The sequence below is a fragment of the Pantoea sp. X85 genome (genome assembly GCF_029623675.1).
Lineage (GTDB): Bacteria > Pseudomonadota > Gammaproteobacteria > Enterobacterales > Enterobacteriaceae > Pantoea > Pantoea leporis.
The window spans coordinates 3,704,835-3,730,870 of record NZ_CP121108.1 but is presented as its reverse complement, the minus strand read 5'-3'; the positions used below and the strand labels follow the sequence as shown (position 1 = coordinate 3,730,870).

At 55.5% G+C, this 26,036-nt stretch carries 22 protein-coding genes and 3 tRNA genes; 16 read left to right on the top strand and 9 right to left on the bottom strand.

The window, feature by feature from the left end; translation table 11 throughout:
* Positions 1-45: 45 nt before the first annotated feature.
* A complete protein-coding gene (tldD, locus tag P6287_RS17270; protein ID WP_110867445.1) occupies positions 46-1,491 on the top strand; it encodes a metalloprotease TldD in 1,446 nt (481 codons plus the stop codon).
* Between the two features lie 41 nt (positions 1,492-1,532).
* Here the strand turns inward: tldD and aaeR are convergent, their stop codons facing one another.
* Complete coding sequence (gene aaeR / locus P6287_RS17265; RefSeq protein ID WP_101762846.1) at positions 1,533-2,450, bottom strand: HTH-type transcriptional activator AaeR; 918 nt, start codon at positions 2,448-2,450, stop codon at positions 1,533-1,535.
* Between the two features lie 258 nt (positions 2,451-2,708).
* Here aaeR and aaeX point away from each other — a divergent pair, with 258 nt between their 5' ends.
* From aaeX to P6287_RS17240, 5 genes are all read left to right on the top strand, one after another.
* The gene (gene aaeX / locus P6287_RS17260; RefSeq protein WP_021508145.1) at positions 2,709-2,912 is read left to right on the top strand and encodes a p-hydroxybenzoic acid efflux pump operon protein AaeX; all 204 of its coding nucleotides are present in this window, start codon (positions 2,709-2,711) and stop codon (positions 2,910-2,912) included.
* 10 nt (positions 2,913-2,922) lie between these two features.
* Positions 2,923-3,852 (top strand): p-hydroxybenzoic acid efflux pump subunit AaeA, encoded by a 930-nt coding sequence (gene aaeA, locus P6287_RS17255; RefSeq protein ID WP_101762847.1) that lies wholly within the window; start codon positions 2,923-2,925, stop codon positions 3,850-3,852.
* 11 nt (positions 3,853-3,863) lie between these two features.
* Positions 3,864-5,816: a p-hydroxybenzoic acid efflux pump subunit AaeB gene (aaeB, locus tag P6287_RS17250; protein WP_277974159.1), complete on the top strand. Its 1,953-nt coding sequence runs from the start codon at positions 3,864-3,866 to the stop codon at positions 5,814-5,816.
* Between the two features lie 111 nt (positions 5,817-5,927).
* Positions 5,928-7,382, top strand: a complete 1,455-nt coding sequence (locus P6287_RS17245; RefSeq protein ID WP_277974158.1) for an NAD-dependent succinate-semialdehyde dehydrogenase — start codon at positions 5,928-5,930, stop codon at positions 7,380-7,382.
* A gap of 25 nt (positions 7,383-7,407) precedes the next feature.
* On the top strand, positions 7,408-7,677 hold the full coding sequence (locus P6287_RS17240; RefSeq protein WP_271461398.1) for a hypothetical protein: 270 nt from the start codon (positions 7,408-7,410) through the stop codon (positions 7,675-7,677).
* A 50-nt stretch (positions 7,678-7,727) separates the two neighbouring features.
* Here the strand turns inward: P6287_RS17240 and yhcN (P6287_RS17235) are convergent, their stop codons facing one another.
* The 4 genes from yhcN (P6287_RS17235) to argR all read right to left on the bottom strand — a co-directional run bounded on the left by yhcN (P6287_RS17235) (position 7,728) and on the right by argR (position 9,676).
* The gene (gene yhcN / locus P6287_RS17235) at positions 7,728-7,994 is read right to left on the bottom strand and encodes a peroxide/acid stress response protein YhcN (protein ID WP_008101968.1); all 267 of its coding nucleotides are present in this window, start codon (positions 7,992-7,994) and stop codon (positions 7,728-7,730) included.
* Positions 7,995-8,095: 101 nt separating this feature from the next.
* Entirely contained in the window at positions 8,096-8,362 is a 267-nt protein-coding gene (locus P6287_RS17230) for a YdgH/BhsA/McbA-like domain containing protein (protein WP_277974157.1), read from the bottom strand.
* Positions 8,363-8,452: 90 nt separating this feature from the next.
* Positions 8,453-8,716 (bottom strand): peroxide/acid stress response protein YhcN, encoded by a 264-nt coding sequence (gene yhcN, locus P6287_RS17225; protein WP_101762851.1) that lies wholly within the window; start codon positions 8,714-8,716, stop codon positions 8,453-8,455.
* 489 nt (positions 8,717-9,205) lie between these two features.
* Positions 9,206-9,676 carry a transcriptional regulator ArgR gene (argR, locus tag P6287_RS17220; RefSeq protein WP_008101964.1) on the bottom strand — a complete coding sequence of 157 codons (471 nt, stop codon included), beginning with the start codon at positions 9,674-9,676 and terminating at the stop codon, positions 9,206-9,208.
* Positions 9,677-10,100: 424 nt separating this feature from the next.
* Here argR and mdh point away from each other — a divergent pair, with 424 nt between their 5' ends.
* Positions 10,101-11,036, top strand: coding sequence for a malate dehydrogenase (gene mdh / locus P6287_RS17215; protein ID WP_101762852.1), 936 nt, complete (start codon positions 10,101-10,103; stop codon positions 11,034-11,036).
* Positions 11,037-11,087: 51 nt separating this feature from the next.
* Here the strand turns inward: mdh and mscM are convergent, their stop codons facing one another.
* The 3 genes from mscM to rsgA all read right to left on the bottom strand — a co-directional run bounded on the left by mscM (position 11,088) and on the right by rsgA (position 16,472).
* Positions 11,088-14,423 (bottom strand): miniconductance mechanosensitive channel MscM, encoded by a 3,336-nt coding sequence (gene mscM / locus P6287_RS17210; RefSeq protein ID WP_277974156.1) that lies wholly within the window; start codon positions 14,421-14,423, stop codon positions 11,088-11,090.
* Positions 14,424-14,438: 15 nt separating this feature from the next.
* Entirely contained in the window at positions 14,439-15,335 is an 897-nt protein-coding gene (gene asd, locus P6287_RS17205) for an archaetidylserine decarboxylase (RefSeq protein ID WP_101762854.1), read from the bottom strand.
* A 93-nt stretch (positions 15,336-15,428) separates the two neighbouring features.
* Positions 15,429-16,472 carry a small ribosomal subunit biogenesis GTPase RsgA gene (gene rsgA, locus P6287_RS17200; protein ID WP_277974155.1) on the bottom strand — a complete coding sequence of 348 codons (1,044 nt, stop codon included), beginning with the start codon at positions 16,470-16,472 and terminating at the stop codon, positions 15,429-15,431.
* 103 nt (positions 16,473-16,575) lie between these two features.
* Here rsgA and orn point away from each other — a divergent pair, with 103 nt between their 5' ends.
* The 4 genes from orn to P6287_RS17180 all read left to right on the top strand — a co-directional run bounded on the left by orn (position 16,576) and on the right by P6287_RS17180 (position 17,876).
* Positions 16,576-17,124, top strand: coding sequence for an oligoribonuclease (orn, locus tag P6287_RS17195; RefSeq protein ID WP_101762856.1), 549 nt, complete (start codon positions 16,576-16,578; stop codon positions 17,122-17,124).
* A gap of 299 nt (positions 17,125-17,423) precedes the next feature.
* A tRNA-Gly gene (locus tag P6287_RS17190) sits at positions 17,424-17,499 on the top strand.
* Between the two features lie 28 nt (positions 17,500-17,527).
* Positions 17,528-17,603, top strand: a tRNA-Gly gene (locus tag P6287_RS17185).
* Between the two features lie 197 nt (positions 17,604-17,800).
* Positions 17,801-17,876: transfer RNA gene (locus tag P6287_RS17180), tRNA-Gly, on the top strand.
* 435 nt (positions 17,877-18,311) lie between these two features.
* Here P6287_RS17180 and queG read toward each other — a convergent pair.
* Complete coding sequence (queG, locus tag P6287_RS17175; RefSeq protein WP_192236113.1) at positions 18,312-19,451, bottom strand: tRNA epoxyqueuosine(34) reductase QueG; 1,140 nt, start codon at positions 19,449-19,451, stop codon at positions 18,312-18,314.
* On the opposite strand from queG, the gene nnr reads away from it, so the two are divergent.
* Genes nnr through miaA form a run of 5 tightly spaced genes read left to right on the top strand, consistent with a single transcriptional unit; the run spans position 19,450 to position 25,933 of the window.
* Positions 19,450-20,967, top strand: coding sequence for a bifunctional ADP-dependent NAD(P)H-hydrate dehydratase/NAD(P)H-hydrate epimerase (gene nnr, locus P6287_RS17170; RefSeq protein ID WP_277974154.1), 1,518 nt, complete (start codon positions 19,450-19,452; stop codon positions 20,965-20,967). The two genes, queG and nnr, sit on opposite strands and share 2 nt — an antisense overlap.
* Positions 20,968-20,970: 3 nt before the next feature.
* Positions 20,971-21,447, top strand: coding sequence for a tRNA (adenosine(37)-N6)-threonylcarbamoyltransferase complex ATPase subunit type 1 TsaE (gene tsaE / locus P6287_RS17165; RefSeq protein WP_061723444.1), 477 nt, complete (start codon positions 20,971-20,973; stop codon positions 21,445-21,447).
* Positions 21,444-23,102, top strand: coding sequence for an N-acetylmuramoyl-L-alanine amidase AmiB (gene amiB, locus P6287_RS17160; RefSeq protein WP_277974153.1), 1,659 nt, complete (start codon positions 21,444-21,446; stop codon positions 23,100-23,102). The genes tsaE and amiB overlap by 4 nt, the downstream gene beginning before the upstream one ends.
* A gap of 43 nt (positions 23,103-23,145) precedes the next feature.
* Positions 23,146-24,999 carry a DNA mismatch repair endonuclease MutL gene (gene mutL / locus P6287_RS17155; RefSeq protein ID WP_277974152.1) on the top strand — a complete coding sequence of 618 codons (1,854 nt, stop codon included), beginning with the start codon at positions 23,146-23,148 and terminating at the stop codon, positions 24,997-24,999.
* On the top strand, positions 24,992-25,933 hold the full coding sequence (miaA, locus tag P6287_RS17150; RefSeq protein ID WP_110867436.1) for a tRNA (adenosine(37)-N6)-dimethylallyltransferase MiaA: 942 nt from the start codon (positions 24,992-24,994) through the stop codon (positions 25,931-25,933). Before mutL ends, miaA begins: the two co-directional genes overlap by 8 nt.
* The last annotated feature ends 103 nt before the right edge of the window (positions 25,934-26,036 follow it).

Genomic DNA, 26,036 nt, shown 5'->3' with positions numbered 1-26,036 from the left:
TTGCCGCAGGCTATGACTATCCGAGCACATAATGAGTGAGAAACGATGACTCTGAATCTGGTAAGTGAGCAGTTGCTAACTGCGAACAGCATTAATCAGCAGGACCTTTATTCCCTGTTAGGGCAGCTTTCAGAACGTCGTCTGGATTATGCCGATCTCTATTTCCAGTCCAGTTTCCACGAATCCTGGGTGCTGGAAGACAAAATTATTAAAGATGGTTCTTACCATATCGATCAGGGCGTGGGCGTCCGCGCCGTGAGCGGCGAGAAAACCGGTTTCGCCTACGCTGACCAGATTTCCCTGAATGCACTGCGTCAGTCGTCTGAAGCGGCGCGCAGCATCGTGCGTGAACAAGGCAACGGCAAAGCGCATACCTTATCGGCGGTGCTGAACCGTTCGCTGTATGCGCCCGTTAATCCGCTGGATAGCCTGACGCGCGAAGACAAAATTGCCCTGCTGCACCGTGTTGACAAAGTGGCGCGTGCTGCCGATCCACGTGTGCAGGAAGTGAATGCCAGCTTGAGCGGTGTTTACGAACAGGTGCTGGTCGCCGCAACTGACGGCACGCTGGCCGCAGATATTCGTCCGCTGGTGCGTCTTTCCATCAGCGTGCAAGTGGAAGATCAGGGTAAACGCGAACGTGGCTCAAGCGGCGGCGGCGCGCGTACCGGTTATGAATTCTTCCTCGCTGATGAGAGCGGTGATGTGCGTGCCGATGCCTGGGCGCGCGAAGCGGTGCGCATGGCGCTGGTCAATCTCTCCGCCGTGGCGGCACCCGCTGGCATGTTGCCGGTGGTGCTGGGCGCAGGTTGGCCGGGTGTGCTGCTGCACGAAGCAGTTGGACATGGTCTGGAAGGTGACTTCAACCGTCGTGCGACATCGGTATTCAGCGGCAAAATGGGCCAGCTGGTGGCTTCAGAGCTGTGTACCGTGGTTGACGATGGCACCATTGAAGGTCTGCGCGGTTCACTGGCGGTCGATGATGAAGGCGTGCCGGGCCAGTACAACATGCTGATCGAAAATGGCGTGCTGAAAGGCTACATGCAGGACAAGTTGAATGCGCGCCTGATGGGCGTCAATCCAACTGGCAATGGTCGCCGTGAATCTTACGCGCACTTGCCAATGCCGCGCATGACCAACACTTACATGCTGGCAGGCAAATCGACGCCGCAAGATATCATTGAAAGCGTAGAGTACGGCATTTACGCGCCAAACTTCGGCGGCGGCCAGGTTGATATCACGTCCGGCAAGTTCGTGTTCTCCACCTCAGAAGCTTATCTGATCGAGAACGGCAAAGTGACGACGCCCGTGAAAGGCGCCACGCTGATTGGCTCCGGCATCGAAGCGATGCAGCAGATCTCGATGGTCGGCAACGATCTGGCGCTGGATAAAGGCGTCGGCGTATGCGGTAAAGAGGGACAAAGCGTACCGGTTGGCGTGGGTCAGCCAACGCTGAAGCTGGATAAAATCACCGTAGGTGGTACCGCCTAACGTTGTCAGGTCGCCATGTATGGCGACCTGAACATCTGCCCTCAACCTTTCCGATGCTGCTGATACTGCTGCGCTACCTGCCTGAAATACTCGGTCAGATAATCAATGCACACCTGCACTTTCAGCGGCAGCTTGTCTTTCTCAGTATAGAGCGCATAGACCGGGCGCGGCTCCGAGTGATATTGCGGGAACAGAATATCGATCTCCCCCGCATTGATCTCATCAATCACCCACATCAACGGCACATAGGCGATACCGCAACCTGCTTTAAGCCAGCGAATCAGCGTCTGCGAATCGTTGGTGACGAAACGGCCTTGCGGCGTAAGGCGGGTAACCAATCCTTCCGGCGCAACCAGTTCAAAAGTGTTATCCGGCCGCACGCTATATTCCAGCCACGAAAAATTATCGATCTCGCTGGGTTTTTCCGGCGTGCCATGCTGCGCCAGATAGCTCTTCGCCGCGCACACCACCATCGGCATTGCACCCAGCCGACGCGAGAACAAGTTCGAATCCTGCAGCGCGCCCACGCGCACCACCAAATCCAAACCGTTGGCAATCAAATCGGGAGCAGGAATGCCCGTCACCAGATTGACGCCCAAACCCGGATATTCGCGTAACATTTCGCTGGTCATCGCCGATAACACATTCTGCGCCATCGTCGATGAGCAGCCGATCCGTAGAATACCGATCGGCGTGTTGTTAAAGGCGTACAGCTGCTCGTGTACCTGCGACGCCTCCGCCAGCATGCGGCGACAGCCCTGAAAATAGATCTTTCCGGCCTCAGTCAGGCCAATGCTGCGCGTGCTGCGATTAAGCAATTTAACCTGTAACTCATCTTCCAGTTTGGCGACAATCTGGCTGATAGATGAAACGCTAAGCTGTAGCTGGCGCGCCGCGGCGGTAAATGAACCCAATTCAACCACTTTGGCGAAAATGGACATGCTTTTAAGTCGATCCATTGTTTACTCTGGCTAAAAAGTGATTTAGCTCACAATATGTAGAAAACGTATAGTCAAGCGCGTTACTATACGCGCGCTGGGTCTCTTCACTGCACCTGAACACGGCTGTGTTAGCCCGATGATACGCTATGATTAGCTCAACGCGGCCTGAATGTTGCCATCAGTTTATCCGTCATCCCCTGATCGTAAACCCAACGTGCTACACGGCACGTGGGCAGGTATCGGTGCAATCCGGCAAGGTCGAACTAAGGATCCGAAATGAGTGTGCTTCCGGTATTTGTCGTATTCGGGCTGAGTTTTCCGCCCATCTTCATTGAACTACTGGTTTCACTGGCGCTGTTCTGGCTGGTGAAACGCGTGCTAACGCCTAGCGGGATCTATGATCTGGTTTGGCATCCGGCACTGTTTAACACTGCGCTGTATTGCTGCGTGTTTTACCTTGTATCCCGTTTATTCGTCTGAGGTTTTTTAAGTGAAAGCGCTAATAAGAAAAATCGCGCGATACGCGATTACCCTCCTGCTGGTTGTCATCGCCATCGTGATCATCTTCCGCGCCTGGGTGTTCTACACCGAATCACCGTGGACGCGTGATGCCAAATTCTCTGCCGATGTGGTGGCGATCTCGCCTGACGTCACCGGCATCATCACTGACGTGCCGGTGCACGACAACCAGCTGGTGAAAAAAGGCGACACGCTGTTTGTGGTTGATCGTCCGCGCTACCAAAAAGCGCTGGACGAAGCCCAGGCGGATGTCGAATATTACCAGGCTTTGGTGAGTGAAAAACGCCGTGAAGCCAGTCGCCGCAATCAGTTGGGGACCAGCGCCATGTCGCGTGAAGCGATTGAGCAATCCAATAACGATCTGCAAACCAGCGAGCACCAGCTGGCGAAGTCTGTGGCCACGCGCGACCTGGCGGTGATCGACCTCGATCGCACCACTATCAAAGCGCCATCTGACGGCTGGGTCACCAACCTCAATGTCTATCAGGGCGAATTCATCACGCGCGGCTCGGTAGCCGTGGCGTTGGTGCAACAGCACTCCTTCTATGTGCTGGCCTATATGGAAGAGACCAAGCTGGATGGCGTGCGTCCGGGCTTCCGCGCACAAATTACCCCGTTGGGGAGCAACGCGGTACTGCGTGGCACCGTTGACAGCATCGCGGCGGGCGTAACCAACAGCAGCAGCACCAGCGACAGCAAAGGCATGGCGACCATCGACTCGAATCTGGAGTGGGTGCGTCTGGCGCAGCGTGTGCCGGTGCGTATTCGTCTCGACGAGCAACCGGGCAACCGCTTCCCGGCGGGGACCACGGCGACGGTGGTGATCACCGGTGCGCAGGATCGCGAAACCAAAGTCTCGCCGCTGGCACAGTTGTTCAATCGCCTGCGTGAGTTTGGTTAAGCGAGGGCGATATGATTGAGTTTTTGCGTTTCCCGGTGAAGCTCACCTTCGCGCTGGTTGCGGCGTTGATGATTGGCTTTCACTTCAATCTGGAAACGCCGCGTTGGGCGGTAATGACCGCCGGCATCGTGGCCGGTGGTACCGCCTTTGCTGCGGGGGGCGATCCCTATTCTGGCGCGCTGCGCTATCGCGGCATTCTGCGCATCATCGGTACTTTTATTGGCTGTATCGCCGCGCTCACCATCATGATTGCCACGGTGCGCGCGCCGGTGGTGATGCTGCTGCTGTGCTGTATGTGGGCCGGCATGTGCGTGTGGCTCTCTTCGCTGATCAAAGTCGAAAACTCCTATGCGTTGGGTCTTGCCGGTTACACCGCGCTGATCATCGTGGTGACGGCGGATGCCAGCGGCGGCTTAACGCTGGCTCCGCAGTACGCGGTTGAGCGCTGCAGTGAAATCGTCATCGGTATTCTGTGTGCCATCCTCGCCGACATGCTGTTCTCGCCGCGTTCGATCAAAAAAGTGATTGAGCAGGAAGTGGATGCGCTGCTGGTGGCGCACTACAAATTGCTGCAGCTGTGCGTCGCGCATGAAGACAAAGAGGAAGTGGACAAGGCCTGGAGCGCGTTAGTGCGTCGCACCACGGCACTCAACGGCATGCGCGGCCAGCTGATGATGGAATCCTCACGCTGGAAAAACTCCAGCCGCCGCCTGCAAATGCTCAACACCTTATCGCTGACGCTGATCACGCAGGCCGCCGAAACTTTCCTGATTCAAAACTCGCGTCCGGAATACATTCCACCGCACTATCGTTTGCTGATCGAAAAAGAGGTCAACAGCGTCAACGATGTGCATAAGCGCATGAAGGTGATGCGTCGCCTGATTGGCGTGAGCAGCAAAACCGTGCCGGTGACGCTAGCGAGTTGGGTCGGCGCGGCCACTGAATATCTGCTGCTGATTAACGGCATTAAAAGTAATAGCCGCATCACCCCGCTGGAAGAGAGCATTCTGCAGCGCGAGGTAGTGATTCAGGCGCGTTCTGCGGAAACCCATCACGCGATGATCAACGGTATACGTACCTTTGTCGCCACCGCGCTGGGATCGCTGTTCTGGCTGTATACCGGCTGGACATCAGGCAGCGGCTGCATGGTGATGCTGGCGGTGATTACCGCGCTGGCGATGCGTATGCCGAATCCGCTGATGATGGCGAAAGACTTCCTTTACGGCATGACGGTTGCGGTGCCGCTCGGCGCGCTCTACTTCATTTTTATTCTGCCCGCGACCCAGCAAAGTGCGCTGCTGTTGTGTATCGCCATCGGCGCGCTGGGTTTTATCGGCGGCATCTTCGTGCAGCGTCGTCAGTTGGGTACGCTGGGTGCGTTGATTGGTACCATCAACGTGCTGGTGCTGGATAACCCAATGAAGTTCGAGTTCAACGTATTCCTCGATAACGTGCTGGGCCAGGTGATTGGCTGCTTTGTGGCGATGATGGTGATTCTGCTGATTCGCGATAAATCCAAAGAGCGTACCGGACGTAAATTGCTGAATCGCTTTATGTATGCCGCGGTGGCTGCACTGACCACTAATCAGGCGCGTCGTCGTGAAAATCACTTGCCGGCGCTGTATCAGCAACTGTTTTTGCTGCTCAACCTGTTTCCCGGCGATATCGATAAGTACCGTATCGCGCTGACCCTGATTATCGGCCATCAACGCCTGCGTAATGCCGAAGTGCCGGTGAATGCAGATCTCTCGGCCTATCACCGCCAGCTGCGCTACACCGCCGATCGCATCATCTCCGCAACCAGCGATGATAAGCGGCGCTATTACTTCGAGCGGCTGCTGAAGGAGCTGGATGTGTATCAGGAGAAGCTGCAGCACTATGCTGCGCCTGATAACGTCACCGAGCCGGTGAAACGGCTGGCGCTGATGCTGGATAAGTATCAGAACACCTTAATACAAATCTGAAACTGGCCGCTGCAACCTGCAGCGGCCTTTTAGATCCCACGCTGACACAAAAACCTCTGATATTGGCATCTATACTTTCCTGACAGGACGCAAACTGACAGGAGAAAACCGATGTCCACTTCCCTGCAACAACACGAATTTTTCAAGACCGGCTATTTCGCTGATGGTCAGTGGCATAACGCCAGCGCCACCTTTGAGGTGACCAATCCTGCCACCGGCGAAGTTATCGCTAACGTGGCGAAAGCCGGCCAGCAAGAAACCGAACAGGCGATTGCCGCCGCGCAGCGTGCGTTTCCCGCCTGGCGCGATAAAACCGCCAAGGCGCGTGCCGAAATCCTCTATCGCTGGTATCAGCTGATCATCGAGAACAAAAGCTGGCTCGGCCAGTTGATGACGGCCGAGCAGGGTAAACCGCTTAAAGAAGCCGAAGGTGAAGTGGAATACGCCGCCAGCTTTATTCAGTGGTTTGCCGAGCAGGCGAAACGCGCCAACGGTGAAATCATCCCGCCGGCTAAACCGGGCTCGCGCATTCTGGCGACGCGCGAACCAATTGGTGTGGTCGCGGCGATCACGCCGTGGAATTTCCCGATGGCGATGCTGACGCGCAAACTTGGCCCCGCATTGGCCGCGGGCTGTACCGGCATAATCAAACCCGCTAACAACACACCGCTGAGCGCCTTCGCGTTGCTGGCGCTGGCGCAGAAAGCCGGTGTGCCTGATGGCGTACTCAATGCGGTGGCGGGCGATACGCATGCCATCAGCGACGCGATTATGGCCAGCAAGGCGGTGCGCAAAATCTCCTTTACCGGTTCCACCGCGGTGGGCAAAACGCTGATGCGTAATGCGGCTGAGACCATGAAAAAAGTCTCGATGGAGTTAGGCGGCAACGCGCCTTACATCGTGTTTGATGATGCCGATATTGATGCGGCGGTGCAGGGCGCGATTGCCAACAAATTCCGCAACGCCGGGCAGGTGTGCGTCAGCGTCAACCGCTTCTATGTGCATAACGCGGTCTACGATCGCTTCGTTAATCAACTGGCCGATGCGGTGGGCAAACTAAAAGTCGGAAATGGCGTGGAAGAAGGCGTGATCGTTGGCCCGCTGATTGAGCCGTCCGCGCTGGAGAAAGTGGAAGAGCACGTCAAAGATGCATTGAGTAAAGGCGGCAAATTGCTGGTCGGCGGCGAACGTCATCCTCTTGGCGGCAACTTCTGGCAACCAACGGTGATTGGCGAAGCGCATGAAGAGATGAAGCTGGCGCAGGAAGAGACGTTTGGTCCGGTTGCGGCTTGCTTCCGCTTTGACGATGAAGCCGAGGTGATTGCGCGTGCCAACAATACCGAATTTGGCCTGGCGGCTTACTTCTACACGCAGAATTTGCACCGGGTATTCCGCGTCTCAGCGGCGCTGGAAGCGGGCATGATCGGCATTAACGAATGCGCGGTATCCACTGAGCTGGCACCGTTTGGCGGCGTGAAAGAGTCTGGACTGGGACGCGAAGGATCGGTGTTGGGGATGGAAGAGTATCTGGAAGTTAAAGCGTTGCACCTCGGCGGACTCAGCTAGCCGCAACAACCAAGAGGGCGTCATGATGAGAACCGAGCGTTTCGATTTCGACGAGATTGTCGATCAAGCCCATTTTTATCGACAGTTTAGCGATCGTTTTGCGTTAGCCGATCTCGCCATCAACGATCTTGACGATCTTTGGGGTGCGATTGTCGGTGAGCAACTGCCGTTGCCGCTGGAGATTGAATTTGTAAATCTGGGGAAAGGGCAGAAACGCCGGTATGGCGCATTGATCCTGCTATTTGATGAAGCAGAAGAGGAGCTGGAAGGCCAGCTCCGCTTCAATATAAAGTAAAAAGGGCCCCGGCGAGCGGGGCCAAAGGGTTCGTCTTAATTGACGAGGAATTACTTATACAGCTCAGCTGTCACGTGGTAGCTGTCGCCGGTTTTCGCTTCAATCACTTTGTAAGCGCTGGCACCTTGCTCATCCGCTTTCTGAGAAAGCTCGGCACGATAGTCCATTGGCGAACCGCCGGTTCCGCTGATTGAGATAGTGCTGCCGGTAGGTTGCAGATTCTGCGCCTGTTGTTCGGTGACCAGTTGTGCTGCAGAAGCACCAAAGGCGAACAGGGAAAGCAGGGTAGCAGTTGCGATGGTTGTTTTGATTTTCATAATTTTCTCCTCGTTTAATCAACAACCTGCGGCAGAAAAGGGGTGGCGGGTCGTCGATCTATTGCCTGGCGCCATCAAGGCACTGGACGTTCAATTAGTGATTATTTGTACAGTTCAGCAGTCACGTGGAAGGTATCGCCACGGTTGCTTTCGATGATGCGGTAATGGCTGGCACCCTGCGCATCGGCTTTCTGTGACAGTTCCTGACGCACGTTGGTTTGGTCGCCGTCAATACCGCTCACGCTGATGGTTTGGTTCAGAGATTGCAGCTGTTCAGCTTGTTGGTTTGAAACCAGGCTGGCGGCACTCGCGCCAAAAGAAAGAACAGAAGCCAGGCCCAGTACTGCGATAGCTAATTTACTTTTCATGATTCACTCTCCTGAAATGGGGGCCGGCAACCTGAGAGGCAAGAGCGTCTCAAACGGGTCGCCGTTCACATTGCTTTTCAAGCCAATAACTTATTTGTACAGCTCAGCGGTTGCGTGGTAGCTGTCACCGGTATTCGCCTCAACCACGCGATAGGCTTTCGCACCTTGCTGGTCGGCTTTATCGTTTAACTGCTGACGGATATCCATTGGAGAACCGCCCACGCCGCTGACGCTGATGGTGCCCGCAGGTTGCAGATTCGCAGCCTGTTCAGCATTAATAGAATCTGCTGCAAAAGCACCAAATGACAGGGCAGAGAGAACACTTAAAGTCGCGATAGTAGTTTTAACGTTCATGGTATTTTTCCTCGTCGTCTATTTTTATCTTTTTCTTTCGTGTGATTTGCATCACGAAAACAAGTATAGATCTAATCACCCATGAAATTAATACCGAGCTAATAATGTTTGGTTGTAATTCTTTATCCTTATGGCACTTTTTTAGAACCTGAAGTTATAAAAAACGCCTGGATCTTAACCATAGGTGGTTATTTCACCGTAAAAACAATGATCTACATCAAATTATCTTTTAGTGCGAAAGATCGTGGTTGATCTCGCTGGCTGATAAAGATAGAGAAGGGAAAGACACTGAGCACAATGTGTAAAGCAGCGTAAAATAGCGCATAAGGTTAAATAGGCACAAAGGTCGTACCAATAATAGCGGCTGAAAAGAACCGCCAGGCATATGGATAACTTATTATTTACAAAGGGATTTGTAACAGAATGGTTACGAATGAAGCGCAAAGGGCAAGATTACCGGCAGAGGAACTGCCGGTATGCAGCAGGGTTTTATAGCTCTTGTTCGAATAAAACCAGGATCGCGTCGTACAGCTGTTTTACCGAGAAGGTGCGCGCGGGGGTAATAAAGATGGTGTCATCACCGGCAATGGTGCCGAGAATGCCTTCCGCTTTGCCCAGCGAATCCAGCAGGCGCGCTATCAGCTGCGCCGCGCCCGGACTGGTGTGAATCACCACTAACGCATCGTTGTAATCGATATCCAGCACCAGATTCTTCAGCGGGCTGGTGGTGGTGGGCACGCCGAGTTCAGCAGGCAGGCAGTAAACCATCTCCATCTTGGCGTTGCGCGTGCGCACCGCGCCGAACTTGGTCAGCATGCGAGAAACTTTGGACTGATTAATATTCTCGAAGCCGTCTTCCTGCAGCGCCTGCACGATTTCGCCCTGGGAGCTGAATTTCTCTTCCTTCAATAAGGCTTTAAACGCCTTAATCAAGTCGTCTTGTTTCGATGGGTTTCGCATAAGCTACCAATTAAAAAGGGGTTGCAGAGGGCAACAGGCCCACGGCAGATAAATTATTATGCATTTAGATGAATTTTTATGCAATAAGTCTGGTAAGAGAATCGCGGTAATGACCTGCGGGGCGGGCATCATAACAGAATATGATGTTGCACCAAAATCGCGGGTGGACGCGCAAAGCGAAGGTTGCGAAGTTGTTATATTATTGAAGTGGTAACAACAATATCGATGATCATTGCCGTCCATTGTCTTCTGGCTGCGAATGAATCATTCAGGCGACTTCTGAAGTGGAGATGTCTCGGGAGCCGATTGCGGCGTAGTGTTTAGTGCGCGACAGGTTTAGTCGCTATCGCCTGAGAAGTTGATTAAACTCGTAACCTGATGGATTTTCGGCATATCTCTGCCCCACCTTAATAAGGAGTTCAGGATGAAAGTTGCCGTTCTCGGTGCCGCTGGTGGTATTGGCCAGGCGCTCGCACTGCTGCTCAAAACGCAATTACCCGCAGGCTCAGCTCTCTCACTTTACGATATCGCCCCGGTAACGCCCGGTGTGGCGGTCGATCTCAGTCATATCCCAACGGCAGTCACCGTGGAAGGGTTTAGCGGTGAAGATGCTACGCCTGCGCTGCATGGTGCTGATGTGGTGCTGATCTCCGCGGGTGTGGCACGTAAGCCGGGCATGGATCGCGCCGACCTGTTTAACGTCAACGCCGGTATCGTGCGTAACCTGATCGAACAGGTTGCCAGCACCGCGCCAAAAGCGCTGATTGGCGTCATCACCAATCCGGTGAATACGACGGTGGCGATTGCGGCCGAAGTGCTAAAAAAAGCCGGCGTGTATGACAAGAATCGCCTGTTTGGCGTTTCCACCCTCGATATCATCCGTGCCAATACCTTTGTCGCGGCGCTAAAAGGCAAGCAGCCTAACGAGATTGAAGTGCCGGTGGTGGGCGGGCATTCCGGCGTAACGATTCTGCCGCTGCTGTCGCAGGTGAAAGGCGTGAGCTTCAGCGAGCAGGAAGTGGCGGATCTCACCAAACGTATTCAGAATGCGGGCACCGAAGTGGTGGAAGCCAAAGCCGGTGGCGGATCGGCGACGCTGTCGATGGGACAGGCAGCGGCCCGTTTTGGCCTGTCATTGATTCGTGCCCTGCAAGGCGAAGCCAACGTGGTGGAGTGCGCGTATGTGGAAGGCGATGGCGAATATGCCCGCTTCTTCTCGCAGCCGCTGCTGCTGGGCAAAAACGGCATCGTTGAACGCCGTCCGCTGGGCACGCTAAGTGCCTTTGAACAGCAGGCGCTAAACGGCATGCTGGAAACGCTGAAGAAAGATATCTCGCAGGGCGAAGAGTTTGTGAAGTGATAAACTCCGAGCGGCAATAAAAAACGCCCGGCATCTGCCGGGCGTTTTGTTTTATAATCCGCCAGATTTGAAGGTCTTATTGGCGGGCGCACCGTTAGTCGCGGGGTTTTGCTTTCCTAACGTCTCCATGCGCACCTGGAACGGCGGGAACGGCATCTCAATGCCGTGCTCCTCAAAGCCGCGCAGAATCAGCTGATGCAGTTCATGGCGCAGCGGCATGCGATGCCCCATCTCCGCCGCATGCACGCGCAGTTCAAACAGCTGAATACCTTGCTGCAGGTCGACCAGGAACACATCCGGCGCTGGCATATCTAGCACGTAGGTGCAGCGATCGGCTGCCTGCTTAAGAATGTTGGTCACTTCATCACTGTTGACTCTGGCAGGCGCTGGAATCGTCAGCACCACACGCGTCACTGAATCCGACAGCGACCAGTTCACGAACTGCTCAGTAATGAAAGCCTTATTCGGCACGATGATCTCTTTGCGGTCCCAATCGGTGATGGTGGTGGCACGCGTGTTGATGCGCGTAATGCTGCCCGTCAGGTCGCGAATGGTCACGGTATCGCCAATACGGATCGGTTTCTCAAACAGGATAATCAGGCCGGAGATAAAGTTAGCGAAAATCTCCTGCATCCCGAAACCCAAACCCAGACCCAACGCAGCAACCAGCCACTGCAGCTTCGACCACTCAATGCCCATCATTGAGAAGCCAATCAAGCCGCCAATCAGCATCAAAGCATACTTGGTCAAAGTGGTAATGGCGTAACCGGTGCCCGGCGCCAAACTGAGATGCTGCAACAGCGCCAGTTCCAGCAACGCGGGCATGTTACGCACCAGCTGCGTGGTGATGATCAGCACCAGAATCGCAATCAACACCGCACCCAGCGTAATCGCCTGCACGCTGTCCACACCCTGAATGGTGGTGCTGGCATTCCACAGCGGAATGTTATCAAGGAAGCTAAACGCCGAGTGGATTTCTGACCACAGCACAATCACCGAAACCAGCGCAATCAGCGTCAGGATTGAACGCACCAGACGCAGCGACTGTGCGCTGATCTCATCAAGATCAATGCTTGGCTCATCGATTTCGATGGTGTCGGCATTCGCTGGCGTTGATTGCTCTTTCTCTTCTTCACTGCGCGCGCGGTTGGCCAGCATATCGGCACGACGCTGACGTGCACGGTCAAAGGCGATACGGCGGCGCTGAATCAGCATCCAGCGGCGGATGATGTGATACACCACCAGCAGGAAGAACCAGATGCCCACCGAGGTTTCCAGACGCGCCAGCAGCGCCTGCGCTGTGGCGAGATAACCGATGCAGGAGGCGAGGGCAGCCACCAGCGGCAGGGCGATCATCAGGTTCCACAAAATGCGGTTTACGAAGTTATCGCCGTTGCCCTCTTTATCCAGATAGAGCGGAATACCGGCGCGTTTCAGGCTAACGGTAACGATACTCAGCGCGCCACAAATCAGGATGAAGCACACGCGTCCCAGCGTGCCGGAGAATTGCGGATCGTCGAGATTGGCAAAGGCGATCAGCAGCATGATCAGCGGCACAATCAGCCCCACCGACAGCGAGTAATAGCGCATGGCACGCGCCACGCGCGCTTGCGGCCAACGGAAATGCACCACAAACAAGCCATCGGGACGTGCAAACGCCGCGCTGATCATAAAGGCCCACAGCAGCGGCAGCGTGGCGGTGATGCCATCGCCAATCGCCACGGCGAACGGATAAGGCCAGGCATGCTGTAAACCGTAACCGAGCGCGGCCCACAATACCGGCAGCGGCACCGCCACCAGAATCGACCAAAATACCGTGCGCAGCGTCAGGCTGAAGCGATCCTGCGTCACTTTACCGACGCGGCTGGCGGAGCGCTCCATAAAGGCGTTGTAGTGACGACGCGAGCTGATGCTGAAGCCAACCAGCAGAATCGCACCAATAATCGGTAACACGGTTTCGCGATTGGTAAACATCATCGCCAGCGCTTTGCCGAGCTGGCCGGCGGTATCCAGCGACAACAGACGCTTGAGATCCTGCACCATCTCCACCGGGAAATTCAGGCCGATGGTATTAACGTCAGCGGTCCAGAACAGATAGCGATGCGTCGCATCTTTAACTTCGGCTAAGGCATCCTGTAGCTGCGTATTGGAAACTTTGAGCTTGGTGATTTCCAGAATCAGCGTATCGCAACCGGAAATCAGTGAGTTCAGCAGTTCGCGCTGGGTTTTAAGTTGCGCTTCGAGGATGCGTACCTGATCGCTGCTGAACGGCGTGCCGTCATCCTGCTTGGCTTTGCGCAGTTCCTGCTGGCGCTCTAACAGATCCTCATAATGCAGACGCTGCACCCGCAGCTGGCCCATTTCGCTGTCGATCTGCTGAGATTTCGGCATCTCTGGCAGACGGGCAACCTGCGCACGCAAGGCTTCGCCCAACAGATTGGACGCCCCCAGCCATTGCGACTGCTCACGCAACGTGCTCAGCGCCTGACGCACCTGCAAGGTCTGATTGGTGGCCAGACGCTGCTGCGAAGCGACTAAATCCATGCGCTGCGCTTGTTGATTAAGGTCTGCGGAGAGTTCGCGGTTAACGCGGAACTGATCGCTGATCGAACTCGGCAGATCGCCGCTGTTTTCCGCCAGCTGCTCGGTGCGCTCAAGCGCCAGTTCAGCTTCGCGCTGGCGCTGATTGTTGAGCTGATTGCGCAGCGCCTGCAGATAGTTATCCAGTTGAGTCGCTTTGCGCTGATGCACCTCAGCGCGCATACGCGCCAGTTCCTGACGGTTATTCGCCGAAAGCTGCGCCAGCTCTAACTCGTCCACGCGCGCTTTGTTGGCGGCGTTTTCCGCCTGACGCGCGTAAATCTGCGCCTGCGCCAGCGGCGTAGTCGCCGTCGAAGCGCTCTGCGCGCGACGATCGCTTTCGGTCATCGCCCGGCGTGCATCGGTTTGCTGCTGCGGCAGCTGCGACAGTGAATCGCTGATCTCGCGCGCGCGATCCTGCTCCTGCTGCGCCTGACGGCCTTCCTCCAGCAGCTGGCTGCTAACCTGCAACAGCTCCTGATCCAGCTCGGCGCTGCTCATATTGCTGCGCACCGCCTTGCTGCTGTCCGTCAGCGTGGCGATCTGCTGACGTAATTCGCGCGCCAGCCGCGGGAAATCATCAATCACCTGCTGATACTGCTTCGCGCGCTCCAGCGACTCATCGCGCTCGTTGAGGAAATTGATCGCCGATTCGAGCGCCTGCACCTGCTCGGTTTGCGCGGGTGAGGTTTTCGCCGATTTAGCCGCATCCAGTTCCTGCTTTAGCTGGCTGGATTGCGGAACGGTGGCTGCAAATACAGAACTGCTGAGCACAAGGCTCAGCAGCAAGGAGAGGAAAACACGCACGGGAGAGATTCCGGGTTATTTGCTAAGTGAGACGCTGTCGCCAGGCTGAGGCAGGGCGATGGCCAGCGGCTGACCGAGGCGGGTTTTGCTTTCGGCTTCAAGGCTTTCTGCCAGCTTCACGCGATTTGGCGCGAACAGGTTGATCACCGTTGAACCCAACTTGAAGCGACCCATTTCCTGGCCTTTCAACAGCACCACCGCACCATCATGATCGGCAGACGGATAGCGCCAGCGTTTAATCACACCTTCGCGCGGTGGCGTAATGGTGCCCGCCCACACGGTTTCGATGCTACCCACAATGGTGGCACCGACAAGGATCTGCACCATCGGGCCATGATCGGTATCGAATACGCAGATCACGCGCTCGTTACGCGCAAACAGATTCGGGATGTTACGTGCGGTCAGCGGGTTGACGGAGTAGAGATCGCCCGGCACATAGATCATTTCGCGCAGGATGCCGTTACACGGCATATGCACGCGGTGATAATCGCGCGGGGCGAGATAAGTGGTAACAAACTCGCCGTCATGAAACTGATCCGCCAGATCGTCGTTACCGGCCAGCAGCGCCTGCAGGCTGTAAGTGTGGCCTTTGGCCTGGAAGATCTGATCGCCGGCAATGCGGCCCAGCTGGCTGATCGCGCCATCGGCGGGCAGCGCCAGTAAAGAGGCATCGGTATCGATCGGACGCGCGCCCTCTTTTAACGGACGCACGAAGAAATCATTGAAGGTGCGGTAGCTGCCGGTATGTGGCTTGCTGGCTTCCGCCATATCCACTTTGTAGTACCAGACAAATAGGTCGATGACCGCTTTAGTGAGCCAGCCACCACGGCGGCTGGCACCCCAACCGGCGAGTTCGGTGAGGCCTTTTTTAGGCAAAATATGATTCAGGCCGAGTTTAAAACGATCAAACACCGTTGCCTCCTGGCTTAATTACGTGTCGTTAACAAAAAAGGGGGCGGATTGTAGCAGCGCCCCAGCGCGTTGGCGAATGTGCCGTTGTACTGCTTAATCTGCGTCGGAGGAAAAGTTTTTACGCGTCTTTACCTGCGCCATACTTTCCAGAATTCGGTGGTAGTTATCGAAGCGGGAGATATCAATCTTGCCCTCTTCCACCGCTTCGCGAATGGCACAGCCAGGATCGGTATCGTGCTTACAGTCGCGGAAACGGCAACCGCCAAGGAATTCACGGAATTCGACAAAGCCGCGCGTCACTTGTTCCGGCTCCAGATGCCATAAACCAAACTCACGCACGCCCGGTGAATCGATCACATCGCCGCCCGCCGGGAAGTGGTAAAGGCGTGACGCGGTGGTGGTGTGCTGACCTAATCCAGAAACGTTCGACACATCGTTGGTCAGAATTTCAGCCGCTACCTCCAGGCCAAGCAGGTTATTCAGCAGGCTCGATTTGCCCACGCCAGATTGGCCGGCAAAGATGCTGACGCGGCCGGTTAAGGCGCTTTCCAGTTCAACCAAGCCATCTTTGGCGTGGCTGGAAACCATCAAGACGCGATAACCAATGTTGCGATAGATCTCCATCTGCTCATCAACAAACGCGCGGCCTTCGGGATCTAAAAGGTCGGTTTTGTTGAGCACCAGCAGCGGTTCCACGCCAAGGGTTTCGCTGGCGACCAGGTAACGATCAATGATGTTGAGTGACAGCTCTGGCAGGATCGCCGAAACGATAATGATCTGATCGATGTTGGCGGCGATCGGTTTCACGCCGTCATAGAAGTCTGGGCGCGTTAGCACCGTCTTACGTTCGTGTACCGCTTCGACGATCCCTTTGCCGCCGCCAATGGCAGCGCGCCATAAAACGCGATCGCCAGTGACCAGCGAGCGAATGGTGCGGCGGATGTTACAGCGATGCACAACGCCTTCGCTATCTTCCACGTCTGCGTGCATGCCGAAACGGCTGATCACCACGCCATCAGCCGCTTCTCCAAACAGACTATCATCCGGCTCCGGCTTATCGCTCCGTTGCTGCAGACGACGCTGATGGTTGGCGCTTACGCGACGTTGTTGACCTTTCGACAGTTTGTTTTTACTCACGCATCCTCTCACGGCTTTCGCCAGGTTTCGCCCTGCTGGGCAAAACGTCTATGATACACCTGAAATGAGTTTAATGACGACTTTGGCAACAGGCGGGAAACGCATGACAGCTGGAAATGAAAACAACCTGATTTGGATCGACCTCGAAATGACCGGATTGGATCCGGAACGCGATCGCATTATTGAGATCGCTACCATCGTGACCGATGCCAACCTTAACATCCTGGCAGAAGGCCCGGTGTTCGCGGTGCATCAATCTGACGATCAGTTGGCGTTGATGGATGACTGGAACGTGCGCACGCACACCAATAGCGGATTGGTGGCGCGCGTCAAAGCCAGCGAGCACGATGACCGTGCGGCGGAACTGGCCACCATCGAGTTCCTGAAACAGTGGGTGCCGGCGAACACCTCGCCGATTTGCGGCAACAGTATTGGTCAGGATCGTCGCTTCCTGTTTAAGTACATGCCTGAACTGGAAGCCTATTTCCACTATCGCTATCTTGATGTCAGCACGCTGAAAGAGCTGGCGCGCCGCTGGAAACCAGATATCTTGCCAGGTTTTAAAAAGTCCGGTAGCCATCAGGCGCTGGATGATATTCGCGAGTCCGTCGCTGAGTTGGCGTACTATCGCGAGCACTTCCTGCAGCTTTAACCGCCGCGGGTGCGCAGGAAATCATCAGGTTGTCGATAAAAGCAGCGAACGCGCGGAAAGCGCAAAATTTTGCTTTTAGACTCTTGCGACTGAAAGGATTTCTCGTATAATGCGCACCCCGTACCGGTGAAGAATTTCATGCGGAACGGAGAAGTAAAGTAGTACGACGAAGCTCAGAATCGAGTAGTTGAGTTGGGTACAAGGCGGCAACTGAGCGAATATCTGGGAGCTTACTTCAGTAAGTGACCTGATTGAGTGAAGGCAGCCAACGCAGTAACCAACACAAATACGATGATTATGCGGGAATAGCTCAGTTGGTAGAGCACGACCTTGCCAAGGTCGGGGTCGCGAGTTCGAGTCTCGTTTCCCGCTCCAAACTTTCGTTGAGTAGTAAACCTCTAATGCGGGAATAGCTCAGTTGGTAGAGCACGACCTTGCCAAGGTCGGGGTCGCGAGTTCGAGTCTCGTTTCCCGCTCCAGAGTTTGTAGTAAACCATCCAAATCACGGATTTAGTCGTTAGCGTGATTGTTGTGACAAAAATACGAAGAGTCAGAATCGAGTATTTTAGTTTGCAACAAGGCGGCAACTGAACGAATCCCTGGGAGCTTACATGAGTAAGTGACCTGGGTGAGTGAAGGCAGCCAACGCAGTAGCAGACTAAAATACGAAGATTATGCGGGAATAGCTCAGTTGGTAGAGCACGACCTTGCCAAGGTCGGGGTCGCGAGTTCGAGTCTCGTTTCCCGCTCCAGATTTTCATATTCACTAATGTTATTTGCCCTTAGGCGCAATCAGAATTAAAACAGCTGCAGATCTTTTTTGATCGCATGCGACATCGTTTTTTTCTGGAAATTTTGCACGCCTCGCTAGCAGCGATAATGCTTGTTGTCTGATGCAGTTATCTCACAGGTTATCCACAATGCGCCTGCAAGCTTCTGACGGCGTTTTCCCCGTTGTTTAAAACTGTTTTGAACAGAGTTATCCACAAGCTCTGGACAAACCCCTGCGCGCTAAATACGACGTGAATATTTACAATAATCGCTTAATTGATTGATTTGTAAGTGGTTATAACTATTTCAGACTGTGATCTTGCCCTTAAGACGAAATTACGATCTCCGTCACGATTCAGTGGGATAATTTTATTCACAGCATGTGGAAAAGCGTTTTATCCTGGGCGACTGCTCAATCACGCATCACGTTGCAGGCCTTTTTCGACCGCGCGCACCAGCCGCTGTTTCTTCGCTGGCTGCACTTCTACCGCTTGCGCCGCGCGTTTCTGCAACTGCTGTGCAATCGCCCATTCAATATGCTCATCAAGCAGGGGATGTTCGCCGCTGCGCAATGCTAATGCCGCCATATTTTCTTCTGCCCAGGGCGCATTGCCCAATGCCACCGCAATATTTCGCAACCAGCGCAAATGCCCAATACGCCGAATCGCTGAACCCTCGGTGATACGCAGAAATTTGGCTTCATCCCATTTGAACAGATCGGTGAGCGGCGGCGCATGCAGCACCGCGCGCGGCGAGAAATCATCTTCATCGGTTAGCTGGCCGTAACGATTCCACGGGCAGATCAGCTGGCAATCGTCACAGCCATAAATTCGATTACCAATCAGCGGACGGAACTCTTCAGGAATTGCGCCTTCCAACTCGATGGTGAGATAGGAGATGCAGCGACGCGCATCGACCACGTAAGGTTCGACGATGGCGGAAGTGGGGCAGATAGTGATACAGGCGACACAGCGTCCACACTGCTCTTCCTGGGGCTGATCGACCGGTAACGGCAGATCAATCAGCAGTTCGCCGAGGAAGAACCACGAACCCGCTTCGCGGTTGAGGATCAGCGAATGTTTGCCGGTCCAGCCTAAACCGGCTTTAGCGGCAATCGGGCGTTCCAGAATCGGTGCGGAATCGACGAACGGACGAAAATTAAGTTCGCCACAGTGCGCCTGAATCATTTCTCCGAGCTTTTTCAGTCGATTGCGCAATACTTTGTGATAGTCGCGGCCCAGCGCATAGCGGCTTACATAGCCCAGCTGCGGATTTTTTAAGGTGCTGGCAAAGGCGGCTTTAGCTGGAAGGTAATTCATGCGTACGCTAATCACGCGCAGCGTGCCAGGTAGCAGCTCATGCGGCCGCGCACGCATCATGCCGTGGCGCGCCATCCAATCCATCTCGCCATGATATTGCTTATCAAGCCACGCCTGCAGTTTGGGCTCTTCGGCGCTCAGATCGGTATCGCAAATACCCACCTGCTGGAAGCCGAGGTCGCGTCCCCACTGTTTAATTTGTTCAGCGAGCTGTTGAAGATCGAGAGGATATGACATGAGAAACCAGGCAATTGAAGCAAACGCGCGCAGTTTAACACACTCTGTCTGGCCTGCGCAGGCGATGGCGCAACTGGAACGCGATGCCGCCGATAGCCTGGGCTTAACGCTGTTTGAGCTGATGCAACGTGCGGGCCAGGCCAGCTATGAATTAGGCCGCCAGCTGTGGCCGCAGGCGCAGCATTGGTTGATCCTGTGCGGGCACGGCAACAATGGCGGCGATGGTTATGTGGTGGCGCGACTGGCGCAGGCAGCAGGATTGAACGTGACGCTGCTGGCGTGCGCGGGCAGTAGAGCCCTGCCAGAAGAGGCGCAGCAGGCGCAAGACGCATGGCTGGCGGCGGGCGGTGTGATTCACGCGGCGGATGCGCCCTGGCCGGAGCAGGTTGAGGTGATTGTCGATGCGCTGCTCGGCACCGGCCTGAATCGCGCGCCCGCCGATCCCTACGATCGCCTGATCACACTCATCAACGCGCATGCCGCACCGGTGCTGGCGATCGATATTCCCTCTGGTTTGCTGGCGGCTAATGGCACGGCGCCGGGCGAAACGGTCATCGCCGATCACACGTTGAGCATGATTACGCTGAAACCCGGCCAACTGACCGGCAAGGCGCGCGATTACGTTGGCGTTCTGCACAACCATGAGTTGGGCTTGTCGGCATATCTTGCCGCTGAGCAGGCACCGATTTCACGCTATGACGCCGGGAATTTAACGCGCTGGCTGAAACCACGTCGCGCTACTTCACATAAAGGTGATCAGGGGCGGCTATTGGTGGTCGGCGGTGACAGCGGCACGGCGGGCGCGATTCGCATGACCGGTGAAGCCGCCCTGCGAACCGGCGCCGGACTTGTGCGCGTGCTGACACATGAAGATAATATTGGTCCGATTCTCACCGCGCGACCGGAGTTAATGGTTGATGCGCTGAGCGATGAACGGCTGGATCAGGCGCTGGAGTGGGCGGATGTGATCGCCGTTGGACCGGGGCTCGGCCAGCGCGATTGGGCTCAGAAGGCACTGAAAAAGATCGCGGTCAGTGAAAAGCCGATGCTTTGGGATGCGGATGCGCTTAACCTGCTGGCAATCAAGCAGGATAACCGTCAGAATCGCATCATTACGCCGCATCCCGGCGAAGCTGCGCGCTTGCTGGGGGTGAAAACCAGCGAGATTGAGAGTGACCGCTTACACGCTGCGCGCGCCCTGGCGAAACGCTACGGCGGCGTGGTGGTTCTGAAAGGCGCGGGCACGGTGATTGCCAGCGCGGCGGGTGACATCGCTATTGCCGATGTGGGCAACGCGGGCATGGCGTCTGGCGGCATGGGCGATGTGCTGAGCGGGATTATTGCCGCTCTGCTCGGCCAGAAACTGACATTACTTGATGCAGCCTGCGCAGGCTGTGTCGCGCATGGGGCAACAGCCGATGCCGTCGCGCGTCAGCGCGGTACTCGCGGCATGTTAGCCACTGATTTGTTCGAGCTGCTGTGGCAGTTTGTTAATCCAGAGATGATCCAACAATAAAGCATGAAGACCTGTGTTATCCCTTTGCCCGATGAGGCGGCAACCCTGAATCTGGGTGCGCAATTGGCGCGCGTCTGCAACAGCGCGCTGGTGATCTATCTTTATGGCGATTTGGGTGCCGGTAAGACCACCTTTAGCCGTGGTTTTCTGCAGGCGCTCGGCCATCAAGGCAATGTAAAAAGCCCAACGTATACGCTGGTCGAGCCCTACGAGCTCGGCTCTCGCACGCTGTACCATTTCGATCTCTATCGTCTTGCCGATCCCGAAGAGTTGGAGTTCATGGGCATCCGCGACTATTTCACCGGCGATGCGCTCTGTCTGGTGGAGTGGCCGCAGCAGGGCACCGGCGTGCTGCCTGAACCCGATTTAGCGCTGACGTTGCGCTACGTGGATGCGGCGCGTGAAGCCGAAATAAGCGCGGTTTCCGCCACGGGCGAAGCGCTGTTAACCCAATTCCAGCAAGGCAGGGATCCGGCATGATGTCACGGATGAAAATCATTGTACTGAGCTTGCTGTGCCTGTTTTCTGCCTCGGCGTTGTCTGCCACGTTATCAGATATCAAAGTCGAAAATGGCGATAGCCAGGCCACCGTCACCCTGAGCTTTAACGGTCAGCCCGTGTATGGCTTTTTTCCGCTGCACAATCCCAATCGTGTAGTGCTGGATATTCGTCAAAGCGGCGCGATTAAAGGATTGCCGCTCAATTTTAGCGGCGAAAATATTGTGCAGCGCATTCGCCATAGCCAGCCGAAGGATAAGCAAAGCCTGCGTTTGGTATTCGAACTGACGCAGCCCGCGCAGACGCGCGCCAGCACGCAGCGCGATGGCAGTAATTATCGCGTGGTGTTCACCATTCGTGGGACGCAGCCAGCGAAGCGCCCGGCCGCTGCCGCGCCTGTTACTACCGCGCGTGAAAGCCAGCCGAGCAGCAGCAGCCAGGGCAATCCGTTCAACGCCAATCAGGTGACAGCGGTGACCAGCAGCAATACCACCGTGCGTCCCGGCAACTCGGTTAGTCGCAACGATGTGGTAATTGTGGCGATTGATGCCGGGCACGGCGGTCAGGATCCCGGCGCATCCGGCCAGCACGGTTTGCACGAGAAAAATGTCACCATCTCAATTGCGCGTAAGTTGAAAGCGCTGATGGATCAGGATCCGATGTTCAAACCGGTGCTGACGCGTAACGGCGACTATTTCATCTCGGTAATGGGCCGCTCAGAAGTGGCGCGTAAAGAGAACGCGAACCTGCTGGTATCCATTCACGCCGACGCCGCGCCAAATCACTCAGCCACCGGCGCATCGGTTTGGGTGCTGTCTAACCGCCGCGCCAATAACGAAATGGCGAACTGGCTGGAACAGAAAGAAAAACAATCTGAGCTGTTAGGCGGCGCAGGGGATCTGCTGGCGAACAGCCAGGCCGATCCCTATCTTAGCCAGGCAGTGCTGGATTTGCAGTTTGGTCATTCACAGCGTGTAGGTTATGACGTCGCCGTCAAAGTCCTGCAGCAGTTGCGCGGTATTACGCCGCTGCATAAGCGTCTGCCGGAACATGCCAGCCTTGGCGTTTTACGTTCCCCGGATATTCCCTCTTTACTGGTCGAAACCGGCTTTATTAGTAATGCCGCGGAGGAGCGGCTGCTTGGCAGCAGCGCGTATCAGGAGAAGATTGCTCAGTCGATTTATAAAGGCCTACGCAATTATTTCCTTACGCATCCGCTGCAATCGATCCCAAAGGAGGAAAACCGGCCGCTGGGCAGCGCACCAGCGGTTAGCGTCGCCAGCAACCCGGCGACCGGTACGGTGCAATATACCGGCGCAACGCAGCGTCATACCGTCACGCGTGGCGAAACGCTGTCGGGCATCGCGGCAAAATATGGCGTGAGCATGGCGACGTTACGTGAGATGAATAGCCTGAAGCGCGATGTGGTTTGGGTGGGACAGCGCCTGAAGGTGCCCGCGAAATCCAGCGTCAGCGTGGCGGCGAGTCGTCCAACCCGGCATAAAGTGGTGCGCGGTGATTCCCTCACGGCGATTGCCGCGCACTATGGCGTGAGCTCGAAAGCCATCATGCAGGCGAATAATATGAAGTCGAGCAATGTGATGCTGGGGCAAAACTTAAAAATTCCGCAATCCTGATTGTTGGCTCCCCGTGAGCCAACCAGCCAGAAGGATCACCACCATGCCAATACAGATTTTACCGCCGCAGCTGGCGAACCAGATTGCCGCAGGCGAAGTGGTTGAGCGCCCGGCGTCGGTCGTAAAAGAGCTGGTGGAAAACAGCCTTGATGCCGGCGCCACGCGCATTGACGTCGATATTGAGAAAGGTGGCGCGAAGCTCATCCGCATTCGCGACAACGGCTGCGGTATCGCCAAAGCCGAGCTTGCAATGGCATTGGCGCGGCATGCGACCAGCAAAATTGCTTCGCTTGATGACCTTGAGGCGATCATGAGCCTCGGCTTTCGTGGCGAAGCGCTCGCCAGTATCAGTTCCGTTTCTCGTTTAACGCTGACTTCACGCACCGCCGACCAAAGCGAAGCCTGGCAAGCCTACGCGGAAGGGCGCGACATGGATGTGACGGTGAAACCGGCTGCGCATCCGGTAGGCACCTCGCTGGAAGTGCTCGACCTGTTTTATAACACGCCCGCTCGCCGCAAATTCATGCGCACTGAAAAGACCGAGTTTACCCATATCGATGAGGTGATTCGTCGTATTGCGCTGGCACGTTTTGACGTCGCTATTTCGCTTAGTCACAACGGTAAGTTAATGCGTCAGTATCGCGCGGTCAGTGAAGATGCGCAGCGGGAGCGGCGTTTAGGGGCCATTTGCGGCACCACGTTTATGCAGCACGCTTTACGCATTGAGTGGCAGCACGATGATTTAGCGCTGCGCGGTTGGGTCGCCGATCCTCACGGTTCGCGCCAGGTTACCGATCTGCAATATTGCTACGTCAACGGACGCATGATGCGCGACAAGCTCATCAATCACGCGATTCGTCAGGCTTATCAAACGCAGCTTGGCGACGATCAGCAACCGGCTTACGTGCTCTATCTGGAGATCGACCCGCATCAGGTGGATGTCAACGTCCATCCGGCTAAGCACGAGGTGCGTTTTCATCAGTCGCGTCTGGTACATGATTTTATCTGGCAAGGCGTGATGAGTGCGCTGCAAGCCAGCCGCGCGCCGGAATTGCCCATCGCCCACGCCGAAGAACCTGCGCCGAAGTGGCAGCCAGAAAACCGTCAGGCGGCAGGCGCGAACCACTTTGCACAACCCAGCAACACGCCACGCAGCGGCGGGGCTTCTGCGGCCGCGAATGCGAATTGGCAGAATAAAGAGCCGGTTTACAGTGCGCGTGAAGGTAATGCCTATAAGCAGTTGATGAAAACGCCGATGGTAGAAACGCCGCGCGCGGCGCCAGTTCCTGCCGCGGCTCCGGTGCGTTTGCCGGAAAAGCGTGAAGCGCCGCTGGCCGCTCATGCGCAAAGTTTTGGCCGCGTGTTAAGCGTTTTGCAGGATCGTTATGCGCTGCTGGAACGTGGTAGCGCATTGCAATTGTTATCGCTGGCCGTGGCGGCGCGCTGGCTAAAACAGGCCCAGCTTGAACCAGGGGAAGAGGGTTTAAAACCGCAGCCGCTCCTGATCCCGGTGCGCCTGAAAATTGCTGCGCCCGAGCTGGCCGCCATCGCCGATCATGCCGCGCTGCTGAGCCAGATGGGCATTGATTTACAACGAGAAGGGCAACACGTGACGTTGCGCGCGGTGCCTTTACCGTTACGAACACAAAATTTACAAATCTTGATTCCAGAACTGTTAGGCTACCTGGCCCGGCAGCAAGAGGTTTCTGCATCCAAGTTGGCCCAATGGCTGGCGCGTCGAGATGATGCAGAAGACGCTCACTGGAATCACTCGCAGGCGATTGCACTGCTGGCAGAGCTGGAAAGGCTTTGTCCGCAACTGCTGAAGTCGCCGCCTTCAGGTCTGTTACAGACCATTGAGATTGAGAGCGCGCTAAACGCGTTGAAGCATGAGTGAACTAAACCAGGCTAGCCGGCCAAAGGCAATTTTTTTGATGGGGCCTACCGCCTCCGGTAAGACGGCATTAGCGATTTCGCTGCGTCAGCAACTTCCGGTGGAACTTATTAGCGTTGACTCTGCCTTAATCTATCGCGGGATGGATATTGGCACGGCGAAACCGTCGGCAGAAGAGTTAGCACTGGCGCCCCATCGTTTGCTAGACATTCGCGATCCGGCGGAAGCGTATTCCGCCGCAGAATTTCGTCGCGATGCGTTGGCAGAAATGGCGGATATCACCCGGAAGGGGAAGATTCCGTTGCTTGTTGGTGGAACCATGCTCTACTTCAAGGCATTACTTGAAGGATTGTCGCCGTTGCCCTCGGCCGATCCCGAGGTGCGTCAGCGAATAGAGCAAATGGCGGCGGAGAAAGGGTGGGAAGCCTTGCACCGTCAGCTGTGTGAAATCGATCCGGTCGCCGGTAGTCGTATTCATCCGAATGATCCGCAGAGACTTTCGCGAGCACTGGAAGTTTTTTTTATTTCGGGTAAAACTTTAACGGAACTGACAAAAACTTCCGGCGAAGCGTTACCCTACGACGTATACCAGTTTGCTATCGCACCTGCGAGTCGTGAACTGATACATCAACGCATTGCGTTGCGTTACGACCAGATGCTAGCGTCAGGATTTGAAGCGGAGGCTCGTGCACTGTTTGCGCGAGGTGATTTGCATACGGACATGCCTTCCATTCGTTGTGTCGGTTATCGCCAGATGTGGTCTTATTTGTCAGGTGAAATCGATTACGACGAAATGGTTTATCGGGGAATTTGCGCCACTCGGCAGCTCGCTAAACGCCAGATGACCTGGTTACGTGGCTGGCCTGAAGTACACTGGTTAAACAGTGATGAGCCAGAGTTAGCGCGTAATGCGGTGCTTAAGGTAGTTAGTGCGTAGCAGGGATGATTGTGTACAATTGGTCCGTTATCGTGCGCAAATTTTTACGCAGTTTTTCTGAACCACGGTTCTTAAAGCAACAAACAACAAGCATATAAGGAAA

Excerpts from the sequence above, each read along its gene's own strand:
- queG (WP_192236113.1), bottom strand. The coding sequence starts at position 19,451 with ATGTCATATCCTCTCGATCTTCAACAGCTCGCTGAACAAATTAAACAG.
- amiB (WP_277974153.1), top strand. The coding sequence starts at position 21,444 with ATGATGTCACGGATGAAAATCATTGTACTGAGCTTGCTGTGCCTGTTT.
- yhcN (WP_008101968.1), bottom strand. The coding sequence starts at position 7,994 with ATGAAAATCAAAACAACCATCGCAACTGCTACCCTGCTTTCCCTGTTC.
- tsaE (WP_061723444.1), top strand. The coding sequence starts at position 20,971 with ATGAAGACCTGTGTTATCCCTTTGCCCGATGAGGCGGCAACCCTGAAT.
- P6287_RS17245 (WP_277974158.1), top strand. The coding sequence starts at position 5,928 with ATGTCCACTTCCCTGCAACAACACGAATTTTTCAAGACCGGCTATTTC.
- P6287_RS17230 (WP_277974157.1), bottom strand. The coding sequence starts at position 8,362 with ATGAAAAGTAAATTAGCTATCGCAGTACTGGGCCTGGCTTCTGTTCTT.
- aaeX (WP_021508145.1), top strand. The coding sequence starts at position 2,709 with ATGAGTGTGCTTCCGGTATTTGTCGTATTCGGGCTGAGTTTTCCGCCC.
- mutL (WP_277974152.1), top strand. The coding sequence starts at position 23,146 with ATGCCAATACAGATTTTACCGCCGCAGCTGGCGAACCAGATTGCCGCA.
- nnr (WP_277974154.1), top strand. The coding sequence starts at position 19,450 with ATGAGAAACCAGGCAATTGAAGCAAACGCGCGCAGTTTAACACACTCT.
- yhcN (WP_101762851.1), bottom strand. The coding sequence starts at position 8,716 with ATGAACGTTAAAACTACTATCGCGACTTTAAGTGTTCTCTCTGCCCTG.
- argR (WP_008101964.1), bottom strand. The coding sequence starts at position 9,676 with ATGCGAAACCCATCGAAACAAGACGACTTGATTAAGGCGTTTAAAGCC.
- mdh (WP_101762852.1), top strand. The coding sequence starts at position 10,101 with ATGAAAGTTGCCGTTCTCGGTGCCGCTGGTGGTATTGGCCAGGCGCTC.
- P6287_RS17240 (WP_271461398.1), top strand. The coding sequence starts at position 7,408 with ATGAGAACCGAGCGTTTCGATTTCGACGAGATTGTCGATCAAGCCCAT.
- aaeB (WP_277974159.1), top strand. The coding sequence starts at position 3,864 with ATGATTGAGTTTTTGCGTTTCCCGGTGAAGCTCACCTTCGCGCTGGTT.
- aaeR (WP_101762846.1), bottom strand. The coding sequence starts at position 2,450 with ATGGATCGACTTAAAAGCATGTCCATTTTCGCCAAAGTGGTTGAATTG.
- miaA (WP_110867436.1), top strand. The coding sequence starts at position 24,992 with ATGAGTGAACTAAACCAGGCTAGCCGGCCAAAGGCAATTTTTTTGATG.
- tldD (WP_110867445.1), top strand. The coding sequence starts at position 46 with ATGACTCTGAATCTGGTAAGTGAGCAGTTGCTAACTGCGAACAGCATT.
- orn (WP_101762856.1), top strand. The coding sequence starts at position 16,576 with ATGACAGCTGGAAATGAAAACAACCTGATTTGGATCGACCTCGAAATG.